This window comes from Pseudomonas sp. NFACC24-1 (assembly GCF_900115235.1).
Taxonomy (GTDB): Bacteria; Pseudomonadota; Gammaproteobacteria; order Pseudomonadales; family Pseudomonadaceae; genus Aquipseudomonas; species Aquipseudomonas fluorescens_AA.
Genome location: NZ_FOVS01000010.1, coordinates 12504 through 37037, shown reverse-complemented (window position 1 = coordinate 37037; position 24534 = coordinate 12504). Strand labels below are relative to the sequence as shown.

Genomic DNA, 24534 nt, shown 5'->3' with positions numbered 1-24534 from the left:
GTTCCAATGATCATTTGCGGCATCGAAATCAAAGGCAGCGAAGCGATCATCGCCGTTGCCTCGCTGGAACAGCAGACGCTGACCCACATCGCCCTGAATACCAAGAAAATCGCCCTGGACGACGATGACGACGCCGCCAACGTCAAGGCGTTTGCCGCTCAGGTACGGGCGTTCGTGGCTGAACATGGCATCGAACGCATCGCCATCAAGAAGCGCAGCAAGAAAGGCGAGTTCGCCGGCGGACCGACCACGTTCAAGATTGAAGGGGTTTTCCAGTTGCTGGAAGGCTGCGAGGTGACACTGCTGTCACCGCAGACCCTCAACGCGCAGCACAAGAAACATGACTTCGCCTTGCCGGCGACGCTGAACAAGTATCAGCACGAGGCGTACAAGGCGGCATGCTCGGCGTTGGTAAAGAAGTAAGCTGCCAACCCATACTTGATGTGGCGAGGGGATTTATCCCCGCTGGGCGCGAAGCGGCCCTGAAACCTGGTAACTCGGTCTCTCATATAGCTTGAATCGCTATTATCGGGGCTGCTGCGCAGCCCAGCGGGGATAAATCCCCTCGCCACAAGTCTTTGTTCGACAGTTCATTGGAGGTGGCATCAGTCTTTCTGCTTGCGATACCCCTTCAACCAATCCGCAAACGCCTTGTCCTCCAGTGCATAACCACCACGATTGGACTTCCACACCAGTTCCTTGTCACGCAGCGCGTCGATGCAGGATTGGATGGTCTGGGTGCCTGGCACGACTTCGCTCCCCATGCTCCTGAGCACCTTGCCCACGGCGTCCAGCGTTGAATCGGTGAAGGGCGCAAAGGGTTCGTTGTTTTGCGAGCGCTCGGCCATGACCTGCAGCACTGCTCGTTGCGGCACCGTCAAGGCGTTCCAGGCACTTTCAAACTCGGTCCAGACGCCAGCACGGAGCATTTGCGCGCTGTTGCGCAGCAATTCGCCCAAGTGGCTCGCCTCACCCAGTTCCAAGGCAATTTCGCCAATGACGCTGCGCAGCATTTCAGGGCGGCGCCCTACCAACTCGAAGGCCTGGTCCAAGTCATCGGCATTGAACTGATTGGTTTGGGCCAGATGCGCGTTCAAATGGGCAGCGTAGGCTTTGGTGAACTCTTTACCCAGCAATGGGAACGAGGTGATGCTGGATCCGTAGAACGGTTGGTTACGGCTGAGTACCAAGTGCGCGAGTTTGTCGCGATTGGAGCCGGTGAACACCAGGCGCAGGCCGCTGGTATCACCCTCGCGCCCTTGGTTGAGTTGGTCGCGGGCAGCCTTGAGGGCGAACATGGCGTTGACCCCGGCCTCGGTGGTCAACGCATGCTGGGCTTCGTCGATCACCAGCACCACGGTTTTACCGGCCGCACTGTGCAACAACTCCAGCGCCTGGGTCAGCGTCGCCCCTTCGGGCAGTTGCGGCAGGCTGAAATCCCAGGACAACGTGCGCAAGAAGCTGAGTTTGTCGATGCCCATGGATTTGGCCAGCTTGCGGATCCCCTTTTCATAAGGCACCAATGCCCCGGTGATTGCCGAAGCGATCAGGTCGGCAGGGTCTTTCTCCTTGTTGGCCCACAGGTCGACGTAGACCGCGAGCCAGCCGCGGGTTTCGCACTCGGGAATCAAGTCTTCACGCAGGAACGTACTTTTTCCGGTACGTCTCGGAGCGGCCAGGAACAGGCCTGAGGTGTAATCCTGGATCCCGGCGCCGACCAGCCCATCGACAATATTGCGGGCCAGATCAGGGCGCCGGAATACAAAACCGGGGTGCTTGGACATGGTTTTATACTCAATTATGGCGACAGGTATAATTTATAGTCGCGAGTATAATTGAGTATAAAAGCCTGTCAAACCACCTCCCGCCCATCCCCCTGCCGCCGTCGATCCTCCCGCGGACAACGCGCGAACCGTGCCCGGTAACTGCGGGTGAAGTACGACGGTGACTCAAAGCCGCAGGCGATGCTCACTTCCAGTACGCTCATGTCGGTCTGGCGCAGCAGTTGCCGGGCCTTCTCCAGGCGCAGGCGCAAGTAGAAGTTGCTCGGGGTGTCGTTCAGGTGCAGGCGGAACAGGCGTTCGAGCTGCCGGCGGGTGACGTTGATCGACTCGGCCAGGGCCAAGGTGCTCAGGGGCGGTTCGCTGTGGGTTTCCATCTCGCCGATGACGTGCACCAGCTTCTTGTTGCGAATGCCATAGCGGCTGGCGATTTCCATGCGCTGGTGATCTTTGCGCGGGCGGATGCGGCCGAGCACGAACTGTTCGCTGACCTGGATCGCCAGCTCCGAACCATGGGCCTGGCCGATCAGGTCGAGCATCAGGTCGATGGACGCGGTGCCACCGGCGCAAGTGATGCGGCGACGGTCGATTTCAAACAGTTCCTGAGTCACGCCAAGCTGCGGATAAGACTCCTTGAACGCCTCGATCGCTTCCCAGTGCAAGGTCACGCGATGCCCTTCCAGCAGCCCCGCCTCGGCCAGGACAACACTGCCGGTGTCGATGCCGCCCAGGATCACGCCTTCGTTGTCCAACCTATGCAGCCAGCGCTCCAGGGCCGGGGTGGCGAACTTCAGTGGCTCGAACCCCGCCACCACCCAAAGAGTCGCGCCCTTCTTCAACGGCTCCAGAGCGGCATCGGCGTTGACCGACATGCCATTGCTCGCCAGCACCGCCCCGCCATCGACGCTCAACACATGCCAGCGATACAGCTCGCCACGAAAACGATTGGCGACCCGCAACGGCTCGATGGCCGAGATGAAACCGATGGCCGAAAAGCCCGGCATCAACAAGAAGTAGAAATCCTGGGACATGAAGCGCACTCGGTCGACGGGTAGCGTGCGGACCTTGATACGCCAGTTGCAAGCGTCGTTCAAGAGCGCAGGTCGCTGCAGTGCAAGAGCACGTCGCCGCTGTGCGTTTTGCCGCGCTTCGGGCTGCGTAACTTGGCATCACCGGCGCACAGACACCGGGCCCCATAACAATAAGCTGCCGAGGAACCCGACATGAAACGACTGATCAGCTCCTGCGTTCTTGCACTCAGCGGTACCACCTTAATGAATGGCGCCGTCATGGCCGCTGAACCCGCCGCGTGCCAGAACGTGCGCCTGGGCGTGGTCAACTGGACCGACGTCATCGCCACCAGCGCCCTGACCCAAGTGATGCTCGACGGCCTCGGCTACACGACCAAGCAGACCAGCGCCTCCCAGCAAATCATCTTCGCCGGCATTCGTGACCAACGCCTGGACCTGTTCCTGGGCTACTGGAACCCGCTGATGACCCAGACCATCACCCCATTCGTCGAAGCCAAGCAGGTCAAGGTCCTGGAACAACCCAGCCTCAAGGACGCCCGCGCCACCCTGGCCGTGCCGACCTACCTGGCCGACAAGGGCCTGAAGACCTTCGCCGACATCGCCAAATTCGAAAAAGAGTTGGGGGGCAAGATCTACGGCATCGAACCCGGCTCCGGCGCCAACACCCAGATCAAGGCGATGATCGCCAAGAACCAGTTCGGCCTGGGCAAATTCCAACTGGTGGAGTCCAGCGAAGCCGGCATGCTCGCCGCCGTGGACCGCGCCGTACGGCGCAAGGAAGCCGTGGTGTTCTTCGGCTGGGCGCCGCATCCGATGAACGTCAACGTGCAAATGACCTACCTCACCGGCAGCGACGACGCCCTCGGCCCGAACGAAGGCATGGCCACCGTCTGGACCGTCACTGCACCGAACTACGCCGAGCAATGCCCGAACGTCGGTCGCTTGCTGAGCAACCTGACCTTCACCGCCGAAGACGAGAGCCGGATGATGCAGCCGCTGCTCGATCACAAGGATCCGCTCGAATCGGCCCGGCAATGGCTCAAGGATCATCCGCAAGACAAGCAGCGCTGGCTCGAAGGTGTAACCACCTTCGACGGCAAGCCGGCCGCCGACAACCTGAAACTCACCAGCAACTGACCAACCGTTCTCCCTCTGCGCAGCACCACACGGCTGCGCGGTGACTCACCACGCCTGAAGGAATCCGCACCATGAACCACGACGTCATCATCACCTGCGCACTCACCGGTGCTGGCGACACGACCGCCAAGAGCCCTCACGTGCCGGTCACCCCGAAACAGATCGCCGCCGCAGCCGTCGAAGCCGCCAAGGCCGGTGCCACCGTGGTCCACTGCCACGTCCGCGACCCGCAGACCGGCAAGTTCAGCCGCGACGTGGCGCTGTACCGCGAGGTGATGGAGCGCATCCGTGAGGCGGACGTGGACATCATCGTCAACCTCACCGCCGGCATGGGCGGTGACCTGGAAATCGGTGCGGGCGAACGACCGATGGAATTCGGCCCCAACACCGACCTGGTGGGGCCGCTGACCCGCCTGGCCCACGTCGAAGAGCTGCTACCGGAAATCTGCACGCTGGATTGCGGCACCCTGAACTTCGGCGACGGCGACACCATTTACGTCTCCACCCCGGCGCAACTGCGGGCCGGGGCCAAGCGGATCACCGAGCTGGGGGTCAAGGCCGAGCTGGAAATCTTCGACACCGGGCACCTGTGGTTCGCCAAGCAACTGATCAAGGAAGGCCTGCTGGACAACCCGCTGTTCCAGCTCTGCCTGGGCATCCCATGGGGCGCGCCGGCCGACACCACCACCATGAAGGCCATGGTCGACAACCTGCCCGCCGACGCGGTGTGGGCGGGCTTCGGCATCGGTCGCATGCAAATGCCGATGGCCGCCCAGGCGGTGCTGCTGGGGGGCAACGTGCGGGTCGGGCTGGAAGACAACCTCTGGCTGGACAAAGGCGTGCTCGCCACCAACGGCCAGCTGGTGGAGCGCGCTGGCGAAATCCTCAGCCGCCTCGGGGCGCGCGTGCTCACCCCGGCTGAAGGTCGCAAGAAAATGGGCCTGGCCCAGCGCGGCTGAACCGAACGCGCACATTGGATCTGCAGTGACTGCAGATCTCAAGACCACCCAAGATCAAGTGTGGGAGCGAGCTTGCTCGCGATAGCGTCGGCGCCTCCAGTGCATTTGCTGCGCCTGGAATACCGTCATCGCGAGCAAGCTCGCTCCCACAGGGAATCAGCGAATTACTCAGGACAATCACCATGAGCTTTATCACCGACATCAAGACCTTCGCCGCCCTGGGCAGCGGCGTGATCGGCAGCGGCTGGGTCAGCCGCGCCCTGGCCCATGGCCTCGACGTTGTCGCCTGGGACCCGGCGCCGGGTGCCGAGGCGACACTGCGCAAACGCGTCGCCAACGCTTGGGGCGCGCTGGAAAAACAAGGCCTGGCCCCTGGCGCCTCGCAGGATCGGCTGCGCTTTGTCGCGACCATTGAAGAATGCGTGCGCGACGCCGATTTCATCCAGGAAAGCGCCCCCGAGCGCCTGGAACTGAAGCTCGAATTGCACGGCCAGATCAGCGCAGCCGCCAAGCCGAATGCATTGATCGGCTCCAGCACTTCGGGGCTGTTGCCCAGCGAGTTCTACGAAGGTTGCACTCACCCCGAACGCTGCGTGGTCGGACACCCGTTCAACCCGGTCTACCTGTTGCCGCTGGTGGAAGTGGTGGGTGGCAAAAATACCGCCCCCGAAGCCGTGCAAGCGGCAATGCAGGTGTACGAATCCCTCGGCATGCGGCCGCTGCACGTACGCAAGGAAGTACCCGGCTTCATCGCCGACCGCCTGCTCGAAGCACTGTGGCGCGAAGCCCTGCACCTGGTCAACGACGGCGTCGCCACCACCGGGGAAATCGACGATGCCATCCGTTTTGGCGCCGGCCTGCGCTGGTCATTCATGGGCACGTTCCTGACCTACACCCTGGCCGGAGGCGATGCCGGCATGCGGCACTTCATGGCTCAGTTCGGTCCAGCGCTGCAACTGCCCTGGACCTACCTGCCAGCGCCGGAGCTGACCGAGAAGCTGATCGATGATGTGGTGGACGGCACGAGGGAGCAATTGGGCAGCCACAGCATCTCGGCCCTGGAGCGCTATCGTGATGATTGCCTGCTGGCGGTGCTGGAGGCGGTGAAGACCACCAAGGCCAAGCATGGCATGGCTTTCGAAGAGTAAACCCTGGTTTTGGGGCCAGCAGGCCTGGCCCCATCGCGAGCAAGCTCACTCCCACAAGGATTTCGCGGTGTGAACGCTCTTTATTTCCCCAGAAGATCCCTGTGGGAGCGAGCTTGCTCGCGATAGCGCCAACCCAGTCACCCCAATTGTCGGACCTGAATCATGCCCACCCTCACCACCTACCAAACCCGCATCCTCCCCGAATGGGTCGACTACAACGGCCATCTGCGCGATGCCTTCTACCTGCTGATCTTCAGCTACGCCACCGACGCGCTGATGGACCGGCTCGGCCTGGACAGCCAGAACCGCGAAGCCAGCGGTCACTCGCTGTTCACCCTCGAGCTGCACCTCAACTACCTGCACGAAGTGAAGCTCGGGGCCGAGGTGCAAGTGCACACGCAGATCATCGGCCACGACGCCAAACGCCTGCACCTCTACCACAGCCTGCATTTGGTTGGCGGGGATAAAGAACTGGCCGGCAATGAACAGATGCTCCTGCACGTCGATCTGGCCGGCCCGCGCTCGGCGCCCTTCACGGAGCAGACCCTATCCCGGCTCGACGCCCTGCTGGACGAGCAAGCCGACCTGCCGCCCCCAGCCTACATCGGCCGGGTCATCGCCCTGCCCCCCGCCCGGTAAGCCTCCCACAGGAGATCGCATGAACACCGCCGCCGCTTTTGCCGACTTCCGCCGTTATCCCCTGATCTTCGCGTTGACCGCCGCAACCCCCTTGGCCGACCGGGTGCAAGTCACATGGGCCGATGGCCGGACCAGCCCCTTTCATCACCCATGGTTACGGGACAACTGCCCTTGCCCCCAATGCGTCTACAGCGTCACCCGCGAGCAGGTGCTGGAAATCGTCGATGTCGCTGAGGACATGGCCCCCGGCGCGATTCGCCTCGACGACGAAGGCTGCCTATGCGTGGACTGGCAGGACGGCCACCAGAGCCGTTTTGACCCGGGCTGGTTGCGCGCCCATGCCTACGATGACCAATCCCGAGCCGAGCGCCTGGCGAACAAGCCCCGGCGCCAGCTGTGGCGGCACGACCTGCCACTGCTGGTGTTCGATTATCCGGCACTGATGGACGATACCGACGCGTTGCTGCGATGGTTGCTGGCGTTGCGCGACATCGGCTTGACCCAAGTGCGCGGCGTGCCCACCGAACCCGGTTCGCTGAAACGGGTGGCCCAACGCATCGCCTTCATCCGCGAGAGCAACTTCGGCGTGCTGTTCAACGTGCAGTCCAAGGCCGATGCCGACAGCAACGCCTACACCGCTTTCAACCTGCCGCTGCACACCGACCTGCCGACCCGGGAGTTGCAGCCTGGGCTGCAGTTCTTGCATTGCCTGGTGAATGACGCCGACGGTGGCGAGAGCATTTTTGTCGACGGTTTTGCCATTGCCGAAACCCTGCGCCAGGAAGACCCCGAGGCCTTCGACGCCCTGTGCCGGATTCCGGTGGAATTTCGCAACAAGGACCGCCGCAGCGACTACCGCTGCCTGGCGCCGATCATCGCCCTGGACGCCCTCGGAGAAGTCTCGGAGATCCGCATGGCGAACTTCCTGCGTGGGCCATTCGACACCTCGGTCGAGCAGATGCCCAAACTTTACCGTGCCTACCGCCGCTTCATCGCCCTGACCCGCGAGCCACGCTTTCGCTTGGTGCAGCGCCTCGAACCCGGCCAGCTCTGGTGCTTCGACAACCGCCGCACCCTTCACGCGCGCAACGCCTTCGATCCCGCCTCCGGGGCCCGGCATTTCCAGGGGTGCTATGTGGATCGGGATGAGTTGTTGTCGCGGATTCTGGTGTTGCAGAGGTAGACCGCGTCATCGTTCATCGCGAGCTTGATCGCGATAGCGTCCTGACGAACAACCCATCACTCCCTGATTGTCACAGACAAAAAAATCCCCGATCAAGCCGTGACAGGATCGGGGCAGGTTGCGTTACTGGAGGAGCTGTTGCGCGAGGGTGACCAAACCATCGTGATTCAGCTTGGGGCCAGTGTGCCCAGTCCAGGCCTGGGCAAGTTAACCGAAAACGACGCCTCCATAGTCATTCGTGACATTGCGACCATTTGCCCTTGCCGCCGCTTCGGGTGGCTACCAGAATCGAGACACGACCCCAATCCCTGAACAAGGAAAAGCGTCATGATGCACGCCGATTTGATCGACCAGGAAGACCTGCTGGGCCATCTCAAGGCCCTGGGACTGCAAATACCCAGCGGCTCCACTGCCGAGCAGGCATGCGAATGCGCTGTGCGGGGGTTGGACCAGGCCCGCGCCAATGAACTGCGGCGGATGGTCAAGGACATGTACACCAGCAGCGCCACCATCCTGCCGGCCGTGCGCCAGGCAATCGACAAGCAGCTGTTGCCGGCGCTGATGAATTACCAGCAAAACCACAGCTGATCCTGGTCCCTGTAGGAGCTGGCGAAGCCTGCGATCTTCTAATCTTTCACTTGGGACTCAAATGTCTAGAGAAAGATCGCAGCCTCGCTTCGCTCGGCAGCTCCTACACAGCGCCTGCAGGCCCTGCGGGGGCAAGCTCCCTTCTAGAGCCTCACACTGGCGAACGTCGATTCATTACGCGCCTGGCTCAGCGCCGACAGCGGCCCGGACAATGGCGACAGCACCAACGCCTGCGGCAGCGGCATCATCGCCACCTGTTGCGTGGTGTTGGAACCGACGCGCTCGTCCCGCGGCGGAATGCCGAAGTATTCGCGGTAGCACTTGGAGAAGTGCGGGGTGGAAACGAAGCCGCACACCGAGGCCACCTCGATGATCGACATCGGCGTCTGCTTGAGCAGTTGCCGCGCACGAATGAGCCGCAGCTTGAGGTAGTAGCGCGACGGTGAGCAGTGCAGGTATTTCTGGAACAACCGCTCCAGCTGACGCCGGGACACGGCGACGTACACCGCCAGTTCGTCCAGATCGATCGGTTCTTCGAGGTTGGCCTCCATCAACGCCACGATTTCCTGCAACTTCGGCTGGTTGGTGCCAAGCATGTGCTTGAGCGGCACACGCTGGTGATCCTGCTCGTTGCGGATACGCTCGTAGACAAACATTTCAGAGATCGCCGCCGACAGCTCGCGACCGTGATCGCGACTGATCAGGTGCAGCATCATGTCCAGCGGCGCGGTGCCACCGGAGCTGGTGAAGCGGTTGCGGTCGAGGGTGAACAGGCGGGTACTCATCGATACCCGCGGGAACGCTTCCTGCATCGCCGCCAGGCATTCCCAGTGCACGCTGCAATCGAAACCGTCCAACAGGCCGGCGCAGGCCAGGGCCCAACTGCCGGTGCAGACCGCGCCGAGGCGACGGGACTGGCGGGCCTGGCTCTGCAACCACGACACGTGTTCACGGGTCACGGTGCGCTGGATGCCAATACCACCACAGACAATGACGGTGTCCAGGGGCGGCGCCTTGTGCATGGAGGCGTCGGGGGTGATCTGCAAACCGTCGCTGGCCCATACCTGGCCACCATCGACCGTGAGGGTGGTCCAGCGATACAGCTCGCGACCGGATAGCTGGTTGGCCATGCGTAGCGGTTCCACCGCGGACGCCAGGGAAATCAGCGTGAAATTGTCCAGCAGCAAAAAGCCGATGGATTGAGGCGCACGGTTCTGGGGTTGGGCCCCGGAGTTGGACGTCGTCATCGCGGTATCTCCTCACACAAAGCGGGTGATGGCCTCAGGCGGAGGCTCTTGTTATTGCCACGTTCTCTTGCGCGAGACAGGGCTTTATCGGGATAGAGCAATTGCCATGCCTAAAATTGAATGTGTGTTCAATAAATCCTGAAAACGACATCGCGGCCTGTCTATATAAGGCGTGCATCGAGTCCAGGTTTTAGGCGCCGTCAATGGCGGCAGGTACCGACCACAGAAGGCTGTGAGCAGTTCGGTAGCACTTGTGGGAACTGGGCTGCGCGGCTTGCGCAAGGAGTAGCACCACAGGTGCGGGTGACGGACGGTCGAGCGCGATTGAGCGGCTGGCTCGACAACGGGGGCCTTGTCTGTTTGCGACGCGCTAAAAGGTGGCGCTTTTGCGAATGGGTGTTCATTTTACGAGCAACTTGAGGTCCTTGTGGCGAGGGGATTTATCCCCGCTGGGCTGCGAAGCAGCCCTAAACTCAAACGCCTCGGTGTATCAGAAAGACCGTAGGGGGCCGCTGCGCGGCCCAGCGGGGATAAATCCCCTCGCTACAGTGAATGAGCAACCTCAGGTCAGCACTCCACCGCACTGACCGCCAAGCCGCCGCGCGAGGTTTCTTTATATTTGTCATGCATGTCGGCACCGGTGTCACGCATGGTGCGGATCACCCGGTCCAGGGAGATGAAATGCTGGCCATCCCCGCGCAGGGCCATTTGTGCGGCGTTGATGGCCTTGACCGCGGCGATCGCGTTGCGCTCGATGCACGGCACCTGCACCAGGCCGCCCACCGGGTCGCAGGTCAGGCCGAGGTTGTGTTCCAGGCCGATTTCCGCCGCGTTGCACAGTTGCTCCGGCGTGGCCCCGAGGATTTCCGCCAGGCCCGCCGCCGCCATGGCGCAAGCCGATCCCACCTCGCCCTGGCAACCGACCTCGGCGCCGGAGATCGATGCGTTCTTTTTGCACAGGATCCCGATGGCCGCCGCAGCGAGGAAATAATCCACGACGTTGGCGTCGGTGACCGCTTCGCTGAATTTCATGAAGTAGTGCAGCACCGCCGGGATGATCCCCGCCGCACCGTTGGTCGGCGCCGTGACCATGCGTCCGCCGGCCGCGTTCTCCTCGTTGACCGCCAGGGCGAACAGGTTGACCCACTCCATGGCGCTGAGGGTCGAGCCGATGACATTGGGCTTGTTCAGCTCTTGCAGGCTGCGGTGCAACTTGGCCGCCCGCCGACGCACATTCAAACCGCCCGGCAGGATGCCTTCGTGCTTGAGGCCCTGCTCGACGCAATCCTGCATGGCCCGCCACAGCTTCATCAGGCCACTGCGGATCTCTTCTTCGGACCGCCAGACCTTTTCGTTGGCCAGCATCAACTCGGCTACCCGCAAGTTGTGGGTACGGCACAGCTCAAGCAATTCTTCGGCGCTGGAGAAATCGTAAGGCAGCTCAGTGTTGTCCAGATCCACCACGCCGCTGGAGGCCTGGGCCTGATCGACGACAAAACCACCGCCAACCGAGTAATAAGTGTCACGGTGCAACTCGCCGCCGGCGCCCTCGGCCACCAGCGTCATAGCATTGGGATGGAATGGCAGGTTCTCGTCGATCAGGCGCATGTCCCGGGACCATACGAACGGCACCGGCAGGCGACCGTCGAGCAACAGGGTCTGGGTTTCACGCAGCAGCTCGATGCGCGGGCCGATCTGCGACGGGTCGATTGCGTCCGGCCACTCCCCCATCAGGCCCATGATCACGGCGTTGTCGCTGCCGTGGCCGATGCCGGTGGCCGACAGCGAACCGAACAATTGCACCTCGACCCGGCGCACATCATTGAGCAGGGCCTTTGCCTTCAGCGCTTCAACGAACAGCGCCGCGGCACGCATGGGGCCCACGGTGTGGGAACTGGACGGGCCGATACCGATTTTGAACAAGTCGAAAACGCTGATTGCCATTGCCGATAACCTCCAGAACAGGCACATCCGGGCGCAGGAGCGTCCGGTGACGGAGCTGCTACGCTCAACGCCGGGATGGCCGCATCATCCGGTTTTTGCCTTGGCGCCCGACGTCTGACACCGACGCAATCATGCCCACCAGCGCCGCCCGTCCCTGACCCCGGTTCTGCGGCGTTTTTCTGCGTGTCAGAGGCCCGTCAGGGGCGGAAAAAATCTGTAAACGACGTCACCGACACTGGATGCGACCATCCCTGTACTGGATACGACCCACCCTGTAGGCGTCAGATTTGCACTGGTACATGATCGGTTACGGCTCGTTTGCAAGGCCGCGTGTCAGAGAGTGCCCACGCGCCACCAACCGCAACATCCAATTAAGCGTGGTTGTCCTGACCGGACACCGCCGATAAAACACCAGGAGTCCACCCATGAAAGGTTCCAAGCCGTTGTTGTTGGCCGCCATGCTGAGTCTTCCGATGCTGGCCAACGCTGCAGAACCCGAAAAGTGCAGCACCGTCAACTTCTCCGATGTCGGCTGGACCGACATTACCGTGACCACGGCGACCACCAGCGTGGTGCTGGACGCGCTGGGCTACAAGACCAAGACCACCATGATTTCCGTGCCGGTGACCTACAAGTCCCTGGCCGATGGCAAGAACATGGATGTATTCCTCGGCAACTGGATGCCGACCATGGAAAACGACATCAAGGCCTACCGCGAAGCCGGCACCGTGGAAACCGTGCGCACCAACCTCAAGGGCGCCAAATACACCCTCGCCGTGCCCCAGGCCCTGTATGACAAGGGTCTGCATGACTTCGCCGACATCCCCAAATTCAAGAAAGAGCTGGACGGCAAGATCTACGGCATCGAACCGGGCAACGACGGCAACCGCCTGATCCAGAGCATGATCGAAAAGAACGCCTTCGGCCTGAAGGACGCCGGCTTCAAAGTCGTCGAGTCGAGTGAAGCGGGCATGCTCTCCCAGGTCGACCGCGCCTCCAAGCGTGGCACCGACGTGGTGTTCCTTGGCTGGGCGCCACACCCGATGAACACGCGCTTCAAGATCCAGTACCTGACCGGCGGCGACGACTTCTTCGGCCCCGACTTCGGTGCCGCTACCGTAGCGACCAACACCCGCAAGGGCTACAGCCAGGAATGCAGCAACGTTGGCCAACTGTTGAAAAACCTGGAGTTCACCGTCGACATGGAAAGCACGCTGATGGGCAACGTGCTCGACGACAAGATGAAACCTGAGGCCGCCGCCAAGGCCTGGCTGAAGAAAAACCCACAGGTACTCGATACCTGGCTCGCTGGCGTGACCACCATTGACGGTAAACCTGGCCTGGAAGCCGTGAAAGCCAAGCTTGCGCAATAACTGCTTATGTTATGCCGGGCGAGTTCGCTCGCCCGGGCTGTTTATTCCCTTGCATGCGGACGTTCACTACCATGCTTATTGATCAGAAAATACCTTTGGGCCAGTACATCGCGGGCTTTGTCGAATGGTTGACGCAAAACGGCGCCAACACATTCGACGCAATCGCGCTGTTTCTGGAAACGATGATTCACGGCGTGACGTTTGCGCTGACCTGGTTCAACCCCCTGGCCCTGATCGGCCTCATCGCGCTATTGGCGCACTTCATCCAGCGCAAATGGGGCCTGACCGTATTTGTCATCGCGTCCTTCCTGCTGATTCTCAACCTGGGTTACTGGCAAGAAACCATGGAAACCCTCGCCCAGGTGCTGTTCGCGACCCTGGTCTGCGTGCTGATCGGCGTGCCGCTGGGCATTGTTGCCGCGCACAAGCCGATGTTCTACACAATGATGCGGCCGGTACTCGATCTGATGCAGACCGTACCGACCTTCGTCTACCTCATTCCTACCCTGACCCTTTTCGGTCTGGGTGTGGTCCCGGGCCTGATCTCCACGGTGGTGTTCGCGATTGCCGCGCCCATCCGCCTGACCTACCTGGGCATCCGCGACGTTCCGGACGAACTGATGGACGCCGGCAAAGCCTTCGGCTGCTCCCGTCGCCAACTCCTGTCGCGCATCGAACTGCCCCATGCGATGCCCAGCATCGCGGCCGGTATCACCCAGTGCATCATGCTGTCGTTGTCGATGGTGGTGATCGCCGCGCTGGTGGGCGCCGATGGCCTGGGCAAACCCGTGGTCAACGCACTGAACACCGCCGATATCGCCCTGGGCTTCGAAGCAGGCCTGGCGATCGTATTGCTGGCGATCATGCTCGACCGAATCTGCAAACAACCCGACGCTAAAGTAGGGGGTGACGCATGAGCATCATTCGTTTCGAAGACGTCGATGTTATTTTCTCCAACCGCCCCAAGGCCGCGCTGGACCTGCTGGACAAGGGTTTTTCGCGCCCCGAGATCCTGCAGCAGACCGGCCTGATCGTCGGCGTGGAAAAAGCCAGCCTATCCATCGAGAAGGGTGAGATCTGCGTCCTGATGGGCCTTTCCGGCTCAGGCAAATCCAGCCTGCTGCGCTGCATCAACGGCTTGAACACCGTCAGTCGTGGCAAGTTGTTCGTCGAGCATGAAGGACGGCAGATCGACATCGCCTCCTGCTCCCCCGCCGAGCTGAAGATGATGCGCACCAAGCGCATCGCCATGGTGTTCCAGAAGTTCGCCCTGATGCCTTGGCTGACGGTGCGCGAGAACATCAGCTTCGGCCTGGAAATGCAGGGCCGTCCCGAGAAGGAACGGCGCAAGCTGGTGGATGAAAAACTCGAGCTGGTGGGCCTGACCCAGTGGCGCAACAAGAAGCCCGACGAGCTGTCCGGCGGCATGCAGCAACGGGTCGGCCTGGCCCGCGCCCTGGCGATGGACGCCGACATCCTGCTGATGGACGAACCGTTTTCGGCCCTCGACCCGCTGATCCGCCAGGGCTTGCAGGACGAACTGTTGGAACTGCAACGCAAACTGCAAAAGACCATCGTGTTCGTCAGCCATGACCTGGACGAAGCCCTCAAACTGGGCACGCGGATCGCCATCATGAAAGACGGCAAGATCATCCAGTACAGCAAGCCGGAAGAGATCGTGCTGAACCCGGCGGACGACTATGTGCGCACCTTCGTCGCCCACACCAACCCACTCAACGTGCTCTGCGGTCGCAGCCTGATGCGCACCCTGGACAACTGCAAGCGCATCAACGGTTCGGTCTGCCTGGATCCGGGCGGCGACTCCTGGCTCGACCTGGCCGAAGGCAACACCATCAAGGGCGCCCGGCAGAACGGCGCGGCCCTGGACCTGCAAAACTGGGCACCGGGCCAATCAGTGGAAGACCTGGGCCGGCGTCCGACCCTGGTGGACTCCAACATCGGCATGCGCGACGCGTTGCAGATCCGCTACCAGACCGGCAACAAACTGGTGCTCCACGATAACCAGAAAGTCGTCGGGATCCTGGGCGACAGCGAGCTGTACCACGCATTGCTCGGCAAGAACCTGGGCTGAGCCCACGCACAAAAACGCCGCGAGATGATCGCGGCGTTTTTGTTTGTGCACTGCTGACTGCTGACTGCTGACTGCTGACTGCTGACAAGCTTGACCTGGAATGCAAACAACTGTGGCGAGGGGATTTATCCCCGCTGGGCTGCGCAGCAGCCCCAAAAACTGCGAACTCATTCCACCTGACACACCGAGACATCTGGCTATGGGGCTGCTTCGCAGCCCAACGGGGATAAATCCCCTCGCCACAACAGTATTCCAGCTATCAATCGGCGTCAGGCCTTCACACCGACCGACGAGTGTTATAAAGACATCCCGAAAAAGTCCTCGCCCCGCGCGCGGCGGTTTCCCATGTGCCTTCAGGCGCCATTTACACATGGAATCCCGACAAGCAGCGACGACTTGTCATAGAACTTTGTTTTTGTTGATTGAACGTTCAATCAAAACAAAATAGACTGGCCCTCGCCAGGACGGACTGCACTCGTCCGCCTGCAGGCCTAAGGAGATGTGCTAGATGCCCAAGGTCGGTATGCAACCCATCCGCCGCCAACAATTGATCGAAGCCACATTGCAAGCGGTCGATCAGGTCGGAATGGGGGACGCCAGCATTGCGCTGATCGCCCGTTTGGCCGGTGTCTCCAACGGCATCATCAGTCACTACTTTCAGGACAAGAACGGCCTGATCGCGGCCACGGCCCAGTACCTGATGACTGTCCTGAGCGAAAACGTCACCGCACGTCGCCAGGCACTGGAGGACACCAGCCCGCGGGCGCACTTGAAGGTGATCATCGAAGGCAACTTCGATGCCAGCCAGGTCAATGGCCCGGCAATGAAAACCTGGCTGGCCTTCTGGGCCACCAGCATGCACCACCCGTCTTTGCACAGGTTGCAGCGGATCAACGATCACCGCCTGTATTCCAACCTGTGTTGCCAGTTTCGCCGCCTGTTGCCCGTTGATCAGGCACGCAGCGCGGCACGGGGCCTGGCCGCGCTGATTGACGGTTTGTGGCTGCGCGGAGCGCTGTCGGGAGACGCGTTCGATACCGCCCAGGCGCACCAGATCGCTTACGAATACATGGATTTCCAACTGGCCAAGGCAGGGGCGCCAGAGCACACAGAACCGCTCGACTCCTGAACCCCCACCGCAGCGCGTAGTCAGCTATAAACGACACGCTCGGTGGCCAGCCAACCACTCATGCACTTGCGAGGACTTTATGGCCCGTTTCGAACTGCAAAAACTCTACATCGATGGCGCGTACAGCGATGCCAGCGGCGACGCCACTTTCGAAGCCATCAACCCGGCCAACGGTGAAGTACTCGCCCTGGTGCAGCGCGCAACGTTCGAGGACGTCGAGCGCGCCGTGGTGAGCGCCGAAAAGGGCCAGAAAGTCTGGGCCGCCATGACCGCCATGCAGCGTTCGCGCATCCTGCGCCGCGCCGTGGACATCCTGCGCGAGCGCAACGATGAACTGGCCGCCCTGGAAACCCTGGACACCGGCAAGGCCTACTCCGAAACCCGTTACGTCGACATCGTCACCGGCGCCGACGTGCTGGAATACTACGCCGGCCTGGTGCCTGCCATCGAAGGCGAGCAGGTTCCGCTGCGCACCACCTCATTCGTCTACACCCGTCGCGAGCCCCTGGGCGTGGTGGCCGGTATCGGCGCGTGGAACTACCCGATCCAGATCGCCCTGTGGAAATCCGCCCCGGCCCTGGCGGCTGGCAACGCGATGATCTTCAAACCGAGCGAAGTCACCTCGCTGACCACCCTGAAACTGGCCGAGATCTACACCGAAGCCGGCGTTCCAGCGGGTGTGTTCAACGTATTGACCGGTAGCGGTCGTGAAGTCGGCACTTGGCTGACCGAGCACCCGCGCATCGAGAAAATCTCCTTCACCGGCGGCACCGACACCGGCAAGAAAGTCATGGCCAGTGCCTCGAGTTCTTCGCTCAAGGACGTGACCATGGAGCTGGGCGGCAAGTCGCCGCTGATCATCTTCGACGACGCCGACCTGGATCGCGCCGCCGACACCGCGATGATGGCCAACTTCTACAGCTCCGGCCAGGTCTGCACCAACGGCACCCGCGTGTTCGTACCGAGCCACCTCAAGGCCGCCTTCGAAGCCAAGATCGCCGAGCGTGTGGCACGCATCCGCGTTGGCAACCCGGAGGATGAAAACACCAATTTCGGCCCGCTGGTGAGCTTCGCCCACATGGAAAGCGTGCTGGGCTACATCGAGAAAGGCAAAGCCGAAGGCGCGCGCCTGCTGTGCGGCGGCGGTCGCCTCACTGAAGGCGAATTCGCCAAGGGCGCGTTTGTCGCTCCGACCGTGTTCACCGATTGCACCGATGAGATGACCATCGTGCGTGAAGAAATCTTCGGCCCGGTGATGAGCATCCTCACCTATGACACCGAAGAAGAAGTGATCCGCCGCGCCAACGACACCGACTTCGGCCTGGCCGCCGGCGTCGTGACCCGCGACCTGAACCGCGCCCACCGCGTGATCCACCAGCTCGAAGCCGGTATCTGCTGGATCAACGCCTGGGGCGAATCGGCGGCTGAAATGCCGGTGGGCGGCTACAAGCAATCGGGCGTGGGCCGTGAGAACGGCATCAGTTCGCTGAACAACTTCACGCGAATCAAGTCGGTACAGGTCGAACTGGGCGATTACGCGTCGGTGTTCTGATTGGACATGAGGCCTTGAGTGAACGCTGTTGTGGCGAGGGGATTTATCCCCGCTGGGCCGCGAAGCGGCCCCAAAAGCTGCGAACTCATTCTGCCTGATACACCGAGATACCAGGTTCCGGGGCTGCTTCGCAGCCCAGCGGGGATAAATCCCCTCGCCACAAAGGCAACCGCGACCTGAACCCAATTCAAAAAGAGGGTGCATTTCATGTCCCAAGAATTCGATTACATCATCATCGGTGCCGGCTCGGCCGGTAACACCCTGGCCACCCGCCTGACCGAAGACGAGGGCGTCACCGTCCTGCTGCTCGAAGCCGGCGGCCCGGACTATCGCCTGGACTTCCGCACGCAAATGCCTGCCGCCCTGGCATTCCCGCTGCAAGGCCGGCGCTACAACTGGGCCTACGAGACCGACCCGGAGCCGCACATGAACGGCCGGCGCATGGAATGCGGTCGCGGCAAGGGCCTGGGCGGTTCTTCGCTGATCAACGGCATGTGCTACATCCGCGGCAACGCCCTGGACTATGACAACTGGGCAAAACTGCCTGGCCTCCAAGACTGGACGTACCTGGACTGCCTGCCCTACTTCAGAAAAGCCGAGACCCGGGACATCGGCCCGAACGACTACCACGGCGGCGACGGCCCGGTCAGCGTGACCACGCCCAAGGCCGGCAACAACCCGTTGTTCCACGCCATGGTCGAAGCCGGCGTGCAGGCTGGTTACCCGCGTACCGAAGACCTCAACGGCTACCAGCAGGAAGGTTTCGGCCCGATGGACCGTACCGTCACGCCCAACGGCCGTCGGGCCAGCACCGCCCGCGGTTACCTGGATGTCGCCAAGAAGCGCTCGACCCTGACCATCGTCACCCACGCCCTGACCGACAAGATCATCTTCGAAGGCAAACGCGCGGTCGGCGTGCGTTACCTGGTGGGCGCGGCTGAAGAACGTGTCGAAGCCCGGGCACGCAAGGAAGTGCTGTTGTGCTCCGGCGCCATCGCCTCGCCACAGATCTTGCAACGCTCCGGCGTCGGCCCGGCCCAATTGCTGGAAAGCCTCGACATCCCGGTGGTCCATGACCTGCCGGGGGTCGGTGAGAACCTGCAGGATCACTTGGAGCTGTACCTGCAATACGCCTGCACCCAACCGGTCTCGCTGTACCCCTCGCTGCTCTGGTACAACCAGCCGGCCATCGGTGCCGAATGGCTGTTCAACGGCACCGGTATCGGTGCCAGCAACCAATTCGAGGCCGGCGGTTTCATCCGCACCCGCCCGGATTTCGATTGGCCGAACATCCAATACCACTTCCTGCCGGTGGCGATTAACTACAACGGCAGCAACGGCGTGAAGGAACACGGTTTCCAGGCGCACATGGGCTCCATGCGCTCGCCAAGCCGCGGCCGGATCCAGGCCAAGTCCAAGGACCCGCGCCAACACCCGAGCATCCTGTTCAACTACATGGCGACCGAGCAGGACTGGCAGGAATTTCGCGACGGCATCCGCCTGACCCGCGAGATCATGCAGCAACCGGCACTCGACCCGTTCCGGGGTCGCGAGATCAGCCCGGGCATCGAGGTGCAGACGGACGCGCAACTGGACCAGTTCATCCGCGAACACGCCGAAACCGCGTTCCACCCGTCCTGCTCGTGCAAGATGGGCACCGACGACATGGCCGTGGTGGACGGCGAAGGCCGCGTGCATGGCATGCAAGGGCTACGCGTGGTGGATGCCTCGATCATGCCGATCATCACCACCGGCAACCTGAACGCGCCGACGATCATGATCGCCGAGAAAATCGCCGACAAGATCCGCGGCCGCAAGCCCCTGCCACGCAGCACCGCCCCGTACTACGTGGCCGGCGACGCGCCGGTGCGCGGCAAGCCACTGCGGGAAGTTGGGCCAATGGCTCAGTAAGACTCAGGACCGCCATCGCGAGCAAGCTCGCTCCCACAAAGGGCACGGTGGCTGGCACAGATCTTGTGCTCGCCGAAAGGCCCATGTGGGAGCGAGCTTGCTCGCGATGGCGGTGGATTGGCTTGCATCAATGTCGGATGTACCGCCGTCTTCGCGGGCAAGCCCGCTCCCACAAAGGCACGACGGCCAGCCACGGATTCCGTGGTCGCCGAGGATCCAGTGTGGGAGCGGGCTTGCTCGCGAAAGCGTCCGCCCTGACAACCTCAGTATCCCCTTCTACCTTGATCCCACCCCCACCCCAGGCCTAATCTAGAGCCGCCGCGTCAATGCGCCGCACCTCGCTGCATCGCCACTCCAGACAAGGAGGTTTCATGTTCGACTTCCACCCCCGGCTCAAGGAGCGTTTTGCTGCCTTGCGCACGGGCGCTGAATTCTTTTCCCTGCGTTACGTGCGCGAATCCGGCCAGCATTTGTCGGTGCGCAAGAACGTCGCCGAACCGCCCAGCCTGAACCGTGATGAAGGTGCGATGCTCACCGCGCGAGTCAACGGTGTCGAGGCATATGCCGCCACCAACGACCTGTCCCAGGCCGGCCTGCAAGCGGCACTGGAACGCGCCGAGCAGCATGCTCGCCAGCTCAAGCCCCATGCCTTGCTCGATCTGCGCGAACAAGCCGTGTCCAGTGACCGCGCCGACTACTTCTCGCCACATTTCGACCAGGCCTTCCCGCCCCTGAGCGACTGCTACCAATTGCTCGGCGACGAATCGGCTGCGGTGCCCCAGGACAAGCGCCTGGTGAACTGGCAGGCCAGCATCGGGCTGACCCAGGTCGAGCAGATCTACCTCAACAGTGCCGGCGCTGAACTGCGCCAGGCCCAACGCTTCATCTACCCAGCCCTGGAAGTCACCGCCTTCGACGGAAACGACAGCCAGACCCGTACCCTGGGCCGGGAGAACTTCGGCCAGCAAGGCGGCTTCGATGTGATCAGCCGCTGCGGCCTGATCGGTGCCGGGCCGAAAATCGCCGACCAGGCCCTGCAGTTGCTGATGGCGCCGAACACGCCACAAGGCCCCCGAGACCTGCTGCTGATGCCCGACCAGATGATGCTGCAGATCCACGAGTCCATCGGCCATCCGCTGGAACTGGACCGCATCCTGGGGGACGAACGCAATTACGCCGGCACCAGCTTCGTCAAGGCCAGCGATTTCGGCCACCTGCAATATGGCTCTGGCCTGTTGAACGTGACCTTCGACCCGAACATTCCCGAAGAACTGGCCAGCTACAGCCACGACGACGACGGCAGCGCCGCCAGCAAACAGTTCCTGATTCGCGAAGGCCTGTTGCTGCGTCCACTGGGCGGCGCGCTGTCACAGTTCCGCGCCGGCCTCGACGGTGTCGCCAACAGCCGCGCCTGCGGCTGGAATCGGCCACCCATCGACCGCATGGCGAACCTGAACATCGAACCCGGCGACCAGTCCCTGGCGCAACTGATCCAGGGCACCGAACATGGCGTGCTGATGCGCACCAATCGTTCCTGGTCCATCGACGACGCCCGCAACAAATTCCAGTTCGGCTGCGAGTGGGGCCAGTTGATCGAGAACGGCGAGCTCAAGGGCGTGGTGAAGAACCCCAACTACCGGGGCATTTCCGCGCAATTCTGGAAGAGCCTGCGCGCAGTGGGCGATGCCAGCACCCTCCAGGTCCTGGGCACGCCGAACTGTGGCAAGGGCGAACCGAACCAGGTCATCCGCGTCGGCCATGCGTCGCCCGCCTGTGTGTTCAGCAACATTGATGTATTTGGGGGAGATGCCTGATGAGTACCGTCAATAGTCAGGCCGGGGCGTTCAAGGCGTTGGTCGACTGGCTGCATGATGCGTTGCATGAACCTGAACAGTTCACCCTCGGCTACGCCGCCGAGTCTTCGGCCTTCGTCCGTTTCAACCATGGCAAGGTCCGCCAGGCCGGCCAGGTGCAGCAAGCCAATGTCAGTTTCAAACTGATCGACGACGGGCGCCACGCCGATTTGCAGATCACCTTGTCCGGCGACCTCGAGACGGACCTGCAACGCCTGGCCGAAGGCCTGCAACAACTGCGCGAAACCTTGCCGCTGCTGCCCGCCGATCCCTACTTGCTGCTCAATCCCGCCCCCTGGCAAAGCAACAATGTGCAGGACCATCCATTGCCCGAGACGGAACAGGCCGTTACCGAAATCACCCGCGCCGCCGAAGGCCTGGACCTGGTGGGGTTCTATGCCGCCGGGCCCATCAGCCGTGGTTTCGCCAGTTCTTCGGGGGCGTTCGGCTGGCATCAGGCCAACAGCTTCAACTTCGACTTCAGCCTGTTCCATGACAATGGCCAGGCGGTGAAAGCCAGCTACGCCGGGCATGAATGGAGCAGTGACGGATTTGCCCGGCGCTTCGAACAGGCCCGCGAGCAACTGGAGTTTCTCGGCCGCCCGCTACGCACGTTACCGCCCGGCGAATATCGCGCCTACCTGGCGCCGGCCGCTCTGGAAGAGATCATGGGCATGCTCAGTTGGGGCGGGTTCTCGGCCCGTGCAATCGCCAGCAAGCAAAGCCCGCTGCAGAAGTTCTACGCTGGCGAAGCCCACTTCAGCCCCAACGTGTGGCTGGCGGAGCAGGTCAGCGGTTCCTTGAGCCCGGCGTTTTCCGACGAAGGTTATCCCCGCGATGACCTGGGGTTGATCGCCAAGGGCACGGCCAATGCGCGACTGGTCAACTCCCGCAGCGCCGCTGAATATGACCTCGCGGCCAATGGCGCCAGCAGCTACGAATACCCTACGGCGCTGGACATGCGGGGCGGACAACTGGAGCAAAAACACATCCTCGAAGCACTCGGCACCGGGCTGTACATCAGCAACCTCTGGTACCTGAACTACTCGGACCAACCGGCGGCGCGCCTGACCGGCATGACCCGCTTCGCCACGTTCTGGGTCGAGAACGGCCAGATCGTCGCGCCGGTCAGCACCATGCGTTTCGACGACAGCGTCTACAGCCTGCTCGGCTCACAACTGGAAAGCCTGACCCAAGAGCGGGAACTTCTGCTCTCGGCCAGCACCTACAGCCAGCGAGCAACGGCCTCGATGCTATTACCGGGGGCGCTGGTCAAGCGATTGACCTTGACGCTGTAACCAACCAAACACAGGACCTGTGGCGAGGGGATTTATCCCCGCTGGGTTGCGAAGCGACCCCCAAAGGGTAAATGCGTCCTGCCTGACTCACCGAGGCGACAGTTCTGGGGCTGCTTCGCAGCCCAGCGGGGATAAATCCCCTCGCCACAACAGCGGCACCTGTTCCTGATCAACACGCCATACAAGAGGTCCCATGCCCAACCGCGCACCGCTCGACGCCGTCACCGCCCGCTGGCTCCCATGGGTCGTGGCGATCGCCTTCTTCATGCAGTCCCTGGACGGGACCATCCTCAACACCGCCCTGCCCGCCATGGCCAGCGACCTGGCGGAAAACCCCTTGCGCATGCAGGGCGTGATCATTGCCTACATGCTCACCGTGGCGCTGCTGATCCCGGCCTCGGGCTGGATCGCCGACCGCTTCGGCACCAAGAAGATCTTCTTCGGGGCGATCCTGCTGTTCAGCTTCGGCTCGCTGCTGTGCGCCCTGTCCAATTCGTTGAGCATGCTGATCGGCGCCCGGGTCATCCAGGGCCTGGGCGGTGCGCTGATGCTGCCGGTGGGCAGGCTGGTGGTGCTGCGGGCTTACCCGCGCTCGGAACTGGTGCGGATCATGGGCTTCATCACCATCCCCGGCCTGCTGGGCCCACTGATCGGGCCGACCATGGGCGGCTGGATGGTCGAGTACCTGACGTGGCACTGGATCTTCATCATCAACCTGCCGGTGGGCGTGATCGGTTGTTATGCCGTGTGGAAGTTCATCCCTGACCTGCGTGGCAGCGAGCGCACCCGGTTCGATGGGCTGGGGTTCCTGCTGTTCGGCGCGGCGATGGTGCTGATCACCATCGCCATGGAGGGCCTGGGCGAACTGCACCTGCCGCACCTGCGGGTGATGTTGCTGCTGTTCGGCGGCATGGCCTGCCTGGCGGCCTACTGGCTGCGGGCCGGACATATCGAGAACGCGCTGTTCCCGCCGTCGCTGTTCAAGACCCGCACCTTCGCGGTGGGCATCCTCGGCAACCTGTTCGCGCGCCTGGGCAGCGGCGCCTTGCCGTTCCTGGTGCCGTTGCTGCTGCAAGTCGCCCTCGGCTATTCACCCTCCCAAGCCGGCATGAGCATGCTACCCCTGGCGGCGGCAGCCATGGTCGCCAAGTCCGTGGCCCGACCGTTGATCGAACGCCTGGGCTATCGCATCGTCCTGACCGGCAATACCGTGGCCCTGGGTGTGATGCTGGCGAGCATGGGCCTGGTCAGCGAACAGACGCCGTACTGGCTGCTGCTGGCGCAACTGGCGGTGCTGGGGGCGATCAACTCGCTGCAATTCACCGCGATGAACACCGTGACCCTGATCGACCTGGACGACGCCAGCGCCAGCAGCGGCAACAGCCTGTTGTCGGTGGTGGCGCAACTGTCCCTGAGCCTCGGCGTGGCCTGCGCCGGCGCCCTGCTCGGCGGCTTTACCGCCCAGGTGGGCAACGACGGAGTGGACACCGTGCTCGGCGCGTTCCAGCTGACATTCGTGACGGTGGGGATCATGGCGATGCTGGCAGCGACGATTTTTTCCCAGTTGTCCAAGCAGGATGGACGGCGACAGAAACGTCCCGATGAGCATATCGAGCATTAAACCGAGCTTGAATGGCTTCGGTGAGCTTTTGTGGCGAGGGGATTTATC

Annotated in this window: 20 protein-coding genes; 16 read left to right on the top strand and 4 right to left on the bottom strand. The window is 62.3% G+C overall.

Going from position 1 to position 24534, the window contains the following annotated elements:
- The first annotated feature begins 6 nt into the window (after nucleotides 1–6).
- On the top strand, nucleotides 7–423 hold the full coding sequence (locus BM317_RS11565; protein WP_092175102.1) for a DUF3010 family protein: 417 nt from the start codon (nucleotides 7–9) through the stop codon (nucleotides 421–423).
- A gap of 182 nt (nucleotides 424–605) precedes the next feature.
- On the opposite strand, the gene BM317_RS11560 is transcribed toward BM317_RS11565, so the two are convergent.
- Together BM317_RS11560 and BM317_RS11555 are read right to left on the bottom strand one after the other, a co-directional pair.
- Nucleotides 606–1784 (bottom strand): AAA family ATPase, encoded by a 1179-nt coding sequence (locus tag BM317_RS11560; RefSeq protein WP_092175106.1) that lies wholly within the window; start codon nucleotides 1782–1784, stop codon nucleotides 606–608.
- A 68-nt stretch (nucleotides 1785–1852) separates the two neighbouring features.
- Nucleotides 1853–2812, bottom strand: a complete 960-nt coding sequence (locus BM317_RS11555) for a GlxA family transcriptional regulator (protein WP_072405838.1) — start codon at nucleotides 2810–2812, stop codon at nucleotides 1853–1855.
- Nucleotides 2813–3004: 192 nt separating this feature from the next.
- Between BM317_RS11555 and BM317_RS11550 the strand changes: the two genes are divergently transcribed.
- From BM317_RS11550 to BM317_RS11520, 6 genes are all read left to right on the top strand, one after another.
- Complete coding sequence (locus BM317_RS11550; protein ID WP_072405839.1) at nucleotides 3005–3949, top strand: choline ABC transporter substrate-binding protein; 945 nt, start codon at nucleotides 3005–3007, stop codon at nucleotides 3947–3949.
- 71 nt (nucleotides 3950–4020) lie between these two features.
- A complete protein-coding gene (locus BM317_RS11545) occupies nucleotides 4021–4908 on the top strand; it encodes a 3-dehydrocarnitine:acetyl-CoA trimethylamine transferase CdhC (RefSeq protein ID WP_060740277.1) in 888 nt (295 codons plus the stop codon).
- 182 nt (nucleotides 4909–5090) lie between these two features.
- Complete coding sequence (locus BM317_RS11540) at nucleotides 5091–6056, top strand: L-carnitine dehydrogenase (protein ID WP_092175109.1); 966 nt, start codon at nucleotides 5091–5093, stop codon at nucleotides 6054–6056.
- Nucleotides 6057–6218: 162 nt separating this feature from the next.
- Nucleotides 6219–6695, top strand: coding sequence for a thioesterase family protein (locus tag BM317_RS11535; protein WP_092175113.1), 477 nt, complete (start codon nucleotides 6219–6221; stop codon nucleotides 6693–6695).
- Between the two features lie 19 nt (nucleotides 6696–6714).
- Nucleotides 6715–7878 carry a gamma-butyrobetaine dioxygenase gene (locus BM317_RS11530; RefSeq protein WP_092474354.1) on the top strand — a complete coding sequence of 388 codons (1164 nt, stop codon included), beginning with the start codon at nucleotides 6715–6717 and terminating at the stop codon, nucleotides 7876–7878.
- Nucleotides 7879–8205: 327 nt separating this feature from the next.
- Complete coding sequence (locus BM317_RS11520) at nucleotides 8206–8466, top strand: hypothetical protein (protein ID WP_092175120.1); 261 nt, start codon at nucleotides 8206–8208, stop codon at nucleotides 8464–8466.
- Between the two features lie 143 nt (nucleotides 8467–8609).
- On the opposite strand, the gene BM317_RS11515 is transcribed toward BM317_RS11520, so the two are convergent.
- Nucleotides 8610–9713 (bottom strand): choline metabolism transcriptional regulator GbdR, encoded by a 1104-nt coding sequence (locus BM317_RS11515; RefSeq protein ID WP_060740272.1) that lies wholly within the window; start codon nucleotides 9711–9713, stop codon nucleotides 8610–8612.
- A 567-nt stretch (nucleotides 9714–10280) separates the two neighbouring features.
- Nucleotides 10281–11657: an L-serine ammonia-lyase gene (locus BM317_RS11510; protein ID WP_092175123.1), complete on the bottom strand. Its 1377-nt coding sequence runs from the start codon at nucleotides 11655–11657 to the stop codon at nucleotides 10281–10283.
- Between the two features lie 425 nt (nucleotides 11658–12082).
- On the opposite strand from BM317_RS11510, the gene BM317_RS11505 reads away from it, so the two are divergent.
- The 9 genes from BM317_RS11505 (at nucleotide 12083) to mdtD (ending at nucleotide 24486) form a co-directional block, all read left to right on the top strand.
- On the top strand, nucleotides 12083–13030 hold the full coding sequence (locus BM317_RS11505) for a choline ABC transporter substrate-binding protein (protein ID WP_072405846.1): 948 nt from the start codon (nucleotides 12083–12085) through the stop codon (nucleotides 13028–13030).
- A 71-nt stretch (nucleotides 13031–13101) separates the two neighbouring features.
- Nucleotides 13102–13947, top strand: coding sequence for a choline ABC transporter permease subunit (gene choW / locus BM317_RS11500; RefSeq protein WP_014340605.1), 846 nt, complete (start codon nucleotides 13102–13104; stop codon nucleotides 13945–13947).
- Complete coding sequence (choV, locus tag BM317_RS11495; RefSeq protein WP_072405847.1) at nucleotides 13944–15122, top strand: choline ABC transporter ATP-binding protein; 1179 nt, start codon at nucleotides 13944–13946, stop codon at nucleotides 15120–15122. Before choW ends, choV begins: the two co-directional genes overlap by 4 nt.
- A 508-nt stretch (nucleotides 15123–15630) precedes the next feature.
- Nucleotides 15631–16251: a transcriptional regulator BetI gene (gene betI, locus BM317_RS11490; protein ID WP_092175126.1), complete on the top strand. Its 621-nt coding sequence runs from the start codon at nucleotides 15631–15633 to the stop codon at nucleotides 16249–16251.
- A 79-nt stretch (nucleotides 16252–16330) separates the two neighbouring features.
- Nucleotides 16331–17803, top strand: a complete 1473-nt coding sequence (gene betB, locus BM317_RS11485; RefSeq protein ID WP_092175129.1) for a betaine-aldehyde dehydrogenase — start codon at nucleotides 16331–16333, stop codon at nucleotides 17801–17803.
- Nucleotides 17804–18010: 207 nt separating this feature from the next.
- Complete coding sequence (betA, locus tag BM317_RS11480) at nucleotides 18011–19714, top strand: choline dehydrogenase (protein ID WP_092474352.1); 1704 nt, start codon at nucleotides 18011–18013, stop codon at nucleotides 19712–19714.
- Nucleotides 19715–20085: 371 nt separating this feature from the next.
- Entirely contained in the window at nucleotides 20086–21528 is a 1443-nt protein-coding gene (locus BM317_RS11475) for a TldD/PmbA family protein (protein ID WP_092474350.1), read from the top strand.
- Nucleotides 21528–22865 carry a TldD/PmbA family protein gene (locus tag BM317_RS11470; RefSeq protein WP_092175141.1) on the top strand — a complete coding sequence of 446 codons (1338 nt, stop codon included), beginning with the start codon at nucleotides 21528–21530 and terminating at the stop codon, nucleotides 22863–22865. The genes BM317_RS11475 and BM317_RS11470 overlap by 1 nt, the downstream gene beginning before the upstream one ends.
- A 193-nt stretch (nucleotides 22866–23058) precedes the next feature.
- On the top strand, nucleotides 23059–24486 hold the full coding sequence (gene mdtD, locus BM317_RS11465) for a multidrug transporter subunit MdtD (protein WP_092175145.1): 1428 nt from the start codon (nucleotides 23059–23061) through the stop codon (nucleotides 24484–24486).
- Nucleotides 24487–24534: the final 48 nt, after the last annotated feature.

What these genes read in the sequence shown, in the direction of transcription:
- BM317_RS11565 (WP_092175102.1), top strand. Translation starts at nt 7, where the DNA reads ATGATCATTTGCGGCATCGAAATCAAAGGCAGCGAAGCGATCATCGCC.
- BM317_RS11560 (WP_092175106.1), bottom strand. Translation starts at nt 1,784, where the DNA reads ATGTCCAAGCACCCCGGTTTTGTATTCCGGCGCCCTGATCTGGCCCGC.
- BM317_RS11555 (WP_072405838.1), bottom strand. Translation starts at nt 2,812, where the DNA reads ATGTCCCAGGATTTCTACTTCTTGTTGATGCCGGGCTTTTCGGCCATC.
- BM317_RS11550 (WP_072405839.1), top strand. Translation starts at nt 3,005, where the DNA reads ATGAAACGACTGATCAGCTCCTGCGTTCTTGCACTCAGCGGTACCACC.
- BM317_RS11545 (WP_060740277.1), top strand. Translation starts at nt 4,021, where the DNA reads ATGAACCACGACGTCATCATCACCTGCGCACTCACCGGTGCTGGCGAC.
- BM317_RS11540 (WP_092175109.1), top strand. Translation starts at nt 5,091, where the DNA reads ATGAGCTTTATCACCGACATCAAGACCTTCGCCGCCCTGGGCAGCGGC.
- BM317_RS11535 (WP_092175113.1), top strand. Translation starts at nt 6,219, where the DNA reads ATGCCCACCCTCACCACCTACCAAACCCGCATCCTCCCCGAATGGGTC.
- BM317_RS11530 (WP_092474354.1), top strand. Translation starts at nt 6,715, where the DNA reads ATGAACACCGCCGCCGCTTTTGCCGACTTCCGCCGTTATCCCCTGATC.
- BM317_RS11520 (WP_092175120.1), top strand. Translation starts at nt 8,206, where the DNA reads ATGATGCACGCCGATTTGATCGACCAGGAAGACCTGCTGGGCCATCTC.
- BM317_RS11515 (WP_060740272.1), bottom strand. Translation starts at nt 9,713, where the DNA reads ATGACGACGTCCAACTCCGGGGCCCAACCCCAGAACCGTGCGCCTCAA.
- BM317_RS11510 (WP_092175123.1), bottom strand. Translation starts at nt 11,657, where the DNA reads ATGGCAATCAGCGTTTTCGACTTGTTCAAAATCGGTATCGGCCCGTCC.
- BM317_RS11505 (WP_072405846.1), top strand. Translation starts at nt 12,083, where the DNA reads ATGAAAGGTTCCAAGCCGTTGTTGTTGGCCGCCATGCTGAGTCTTCCG.
- choW (WP_014340605.1), top strand. Translation starts at nt 13,102, where the DNA reads ATGCTTATTGATCAGAAAATACCTTTGGGCCAGTACATCGCGGGCTTT.
- choV (WP_072405847.1), top strand. Translation starts at nt 13,944, where the DNA reads ATGAGCATCATTCGTTTCGAAGACGTCGATGTTATTTTCTCCAACCGC.
- betI (WP_092175126.1), top strand. Translation starts at nt 15,631, where the DNA reads ATGCCCAAGGTCGGTATGCAACCCATCCGCCGCCAACAATTGATCGAA.
- betB (WP_092175129.1), top strand. Translation starts at nt 16,331, where the DNA reads ATGGCCCGTTTCGAACTGCAAAAACTCTACATCGATGGCGCGTACAGC.
- betA (WP_092474352.1), top strand. Translation starts at nt 18,011, where the DNA reads ATGTCCCAAGAATTCGATTACATCATCATCGGTGCCGGCTCGGCCGGT.
- BM317_RS11475 (WP_092474350.1), top strand. Translation starts at nt 20,086, where the DNA reads ATGTTCGACTTCCACCCCCGGCTCAAGGAGCGTTTTGCTGCCTTGCGC.
- BM317_RS11470 (WP_092175141.1), top strand. Translation starts at nt 21,528, where the DNA reads ATGAGTACCGTCAATAGTCAGGCCGGGGCGTTCAAGGCGTTGGTCGAC.
- mdtD (WP_092175145.1), top strand. Translation starts at nt 23,059, where the DNA reads ATGCCCAACCGCGCACCGCTCGACGCCGTCACCGCCCGCTGGCTCCCA.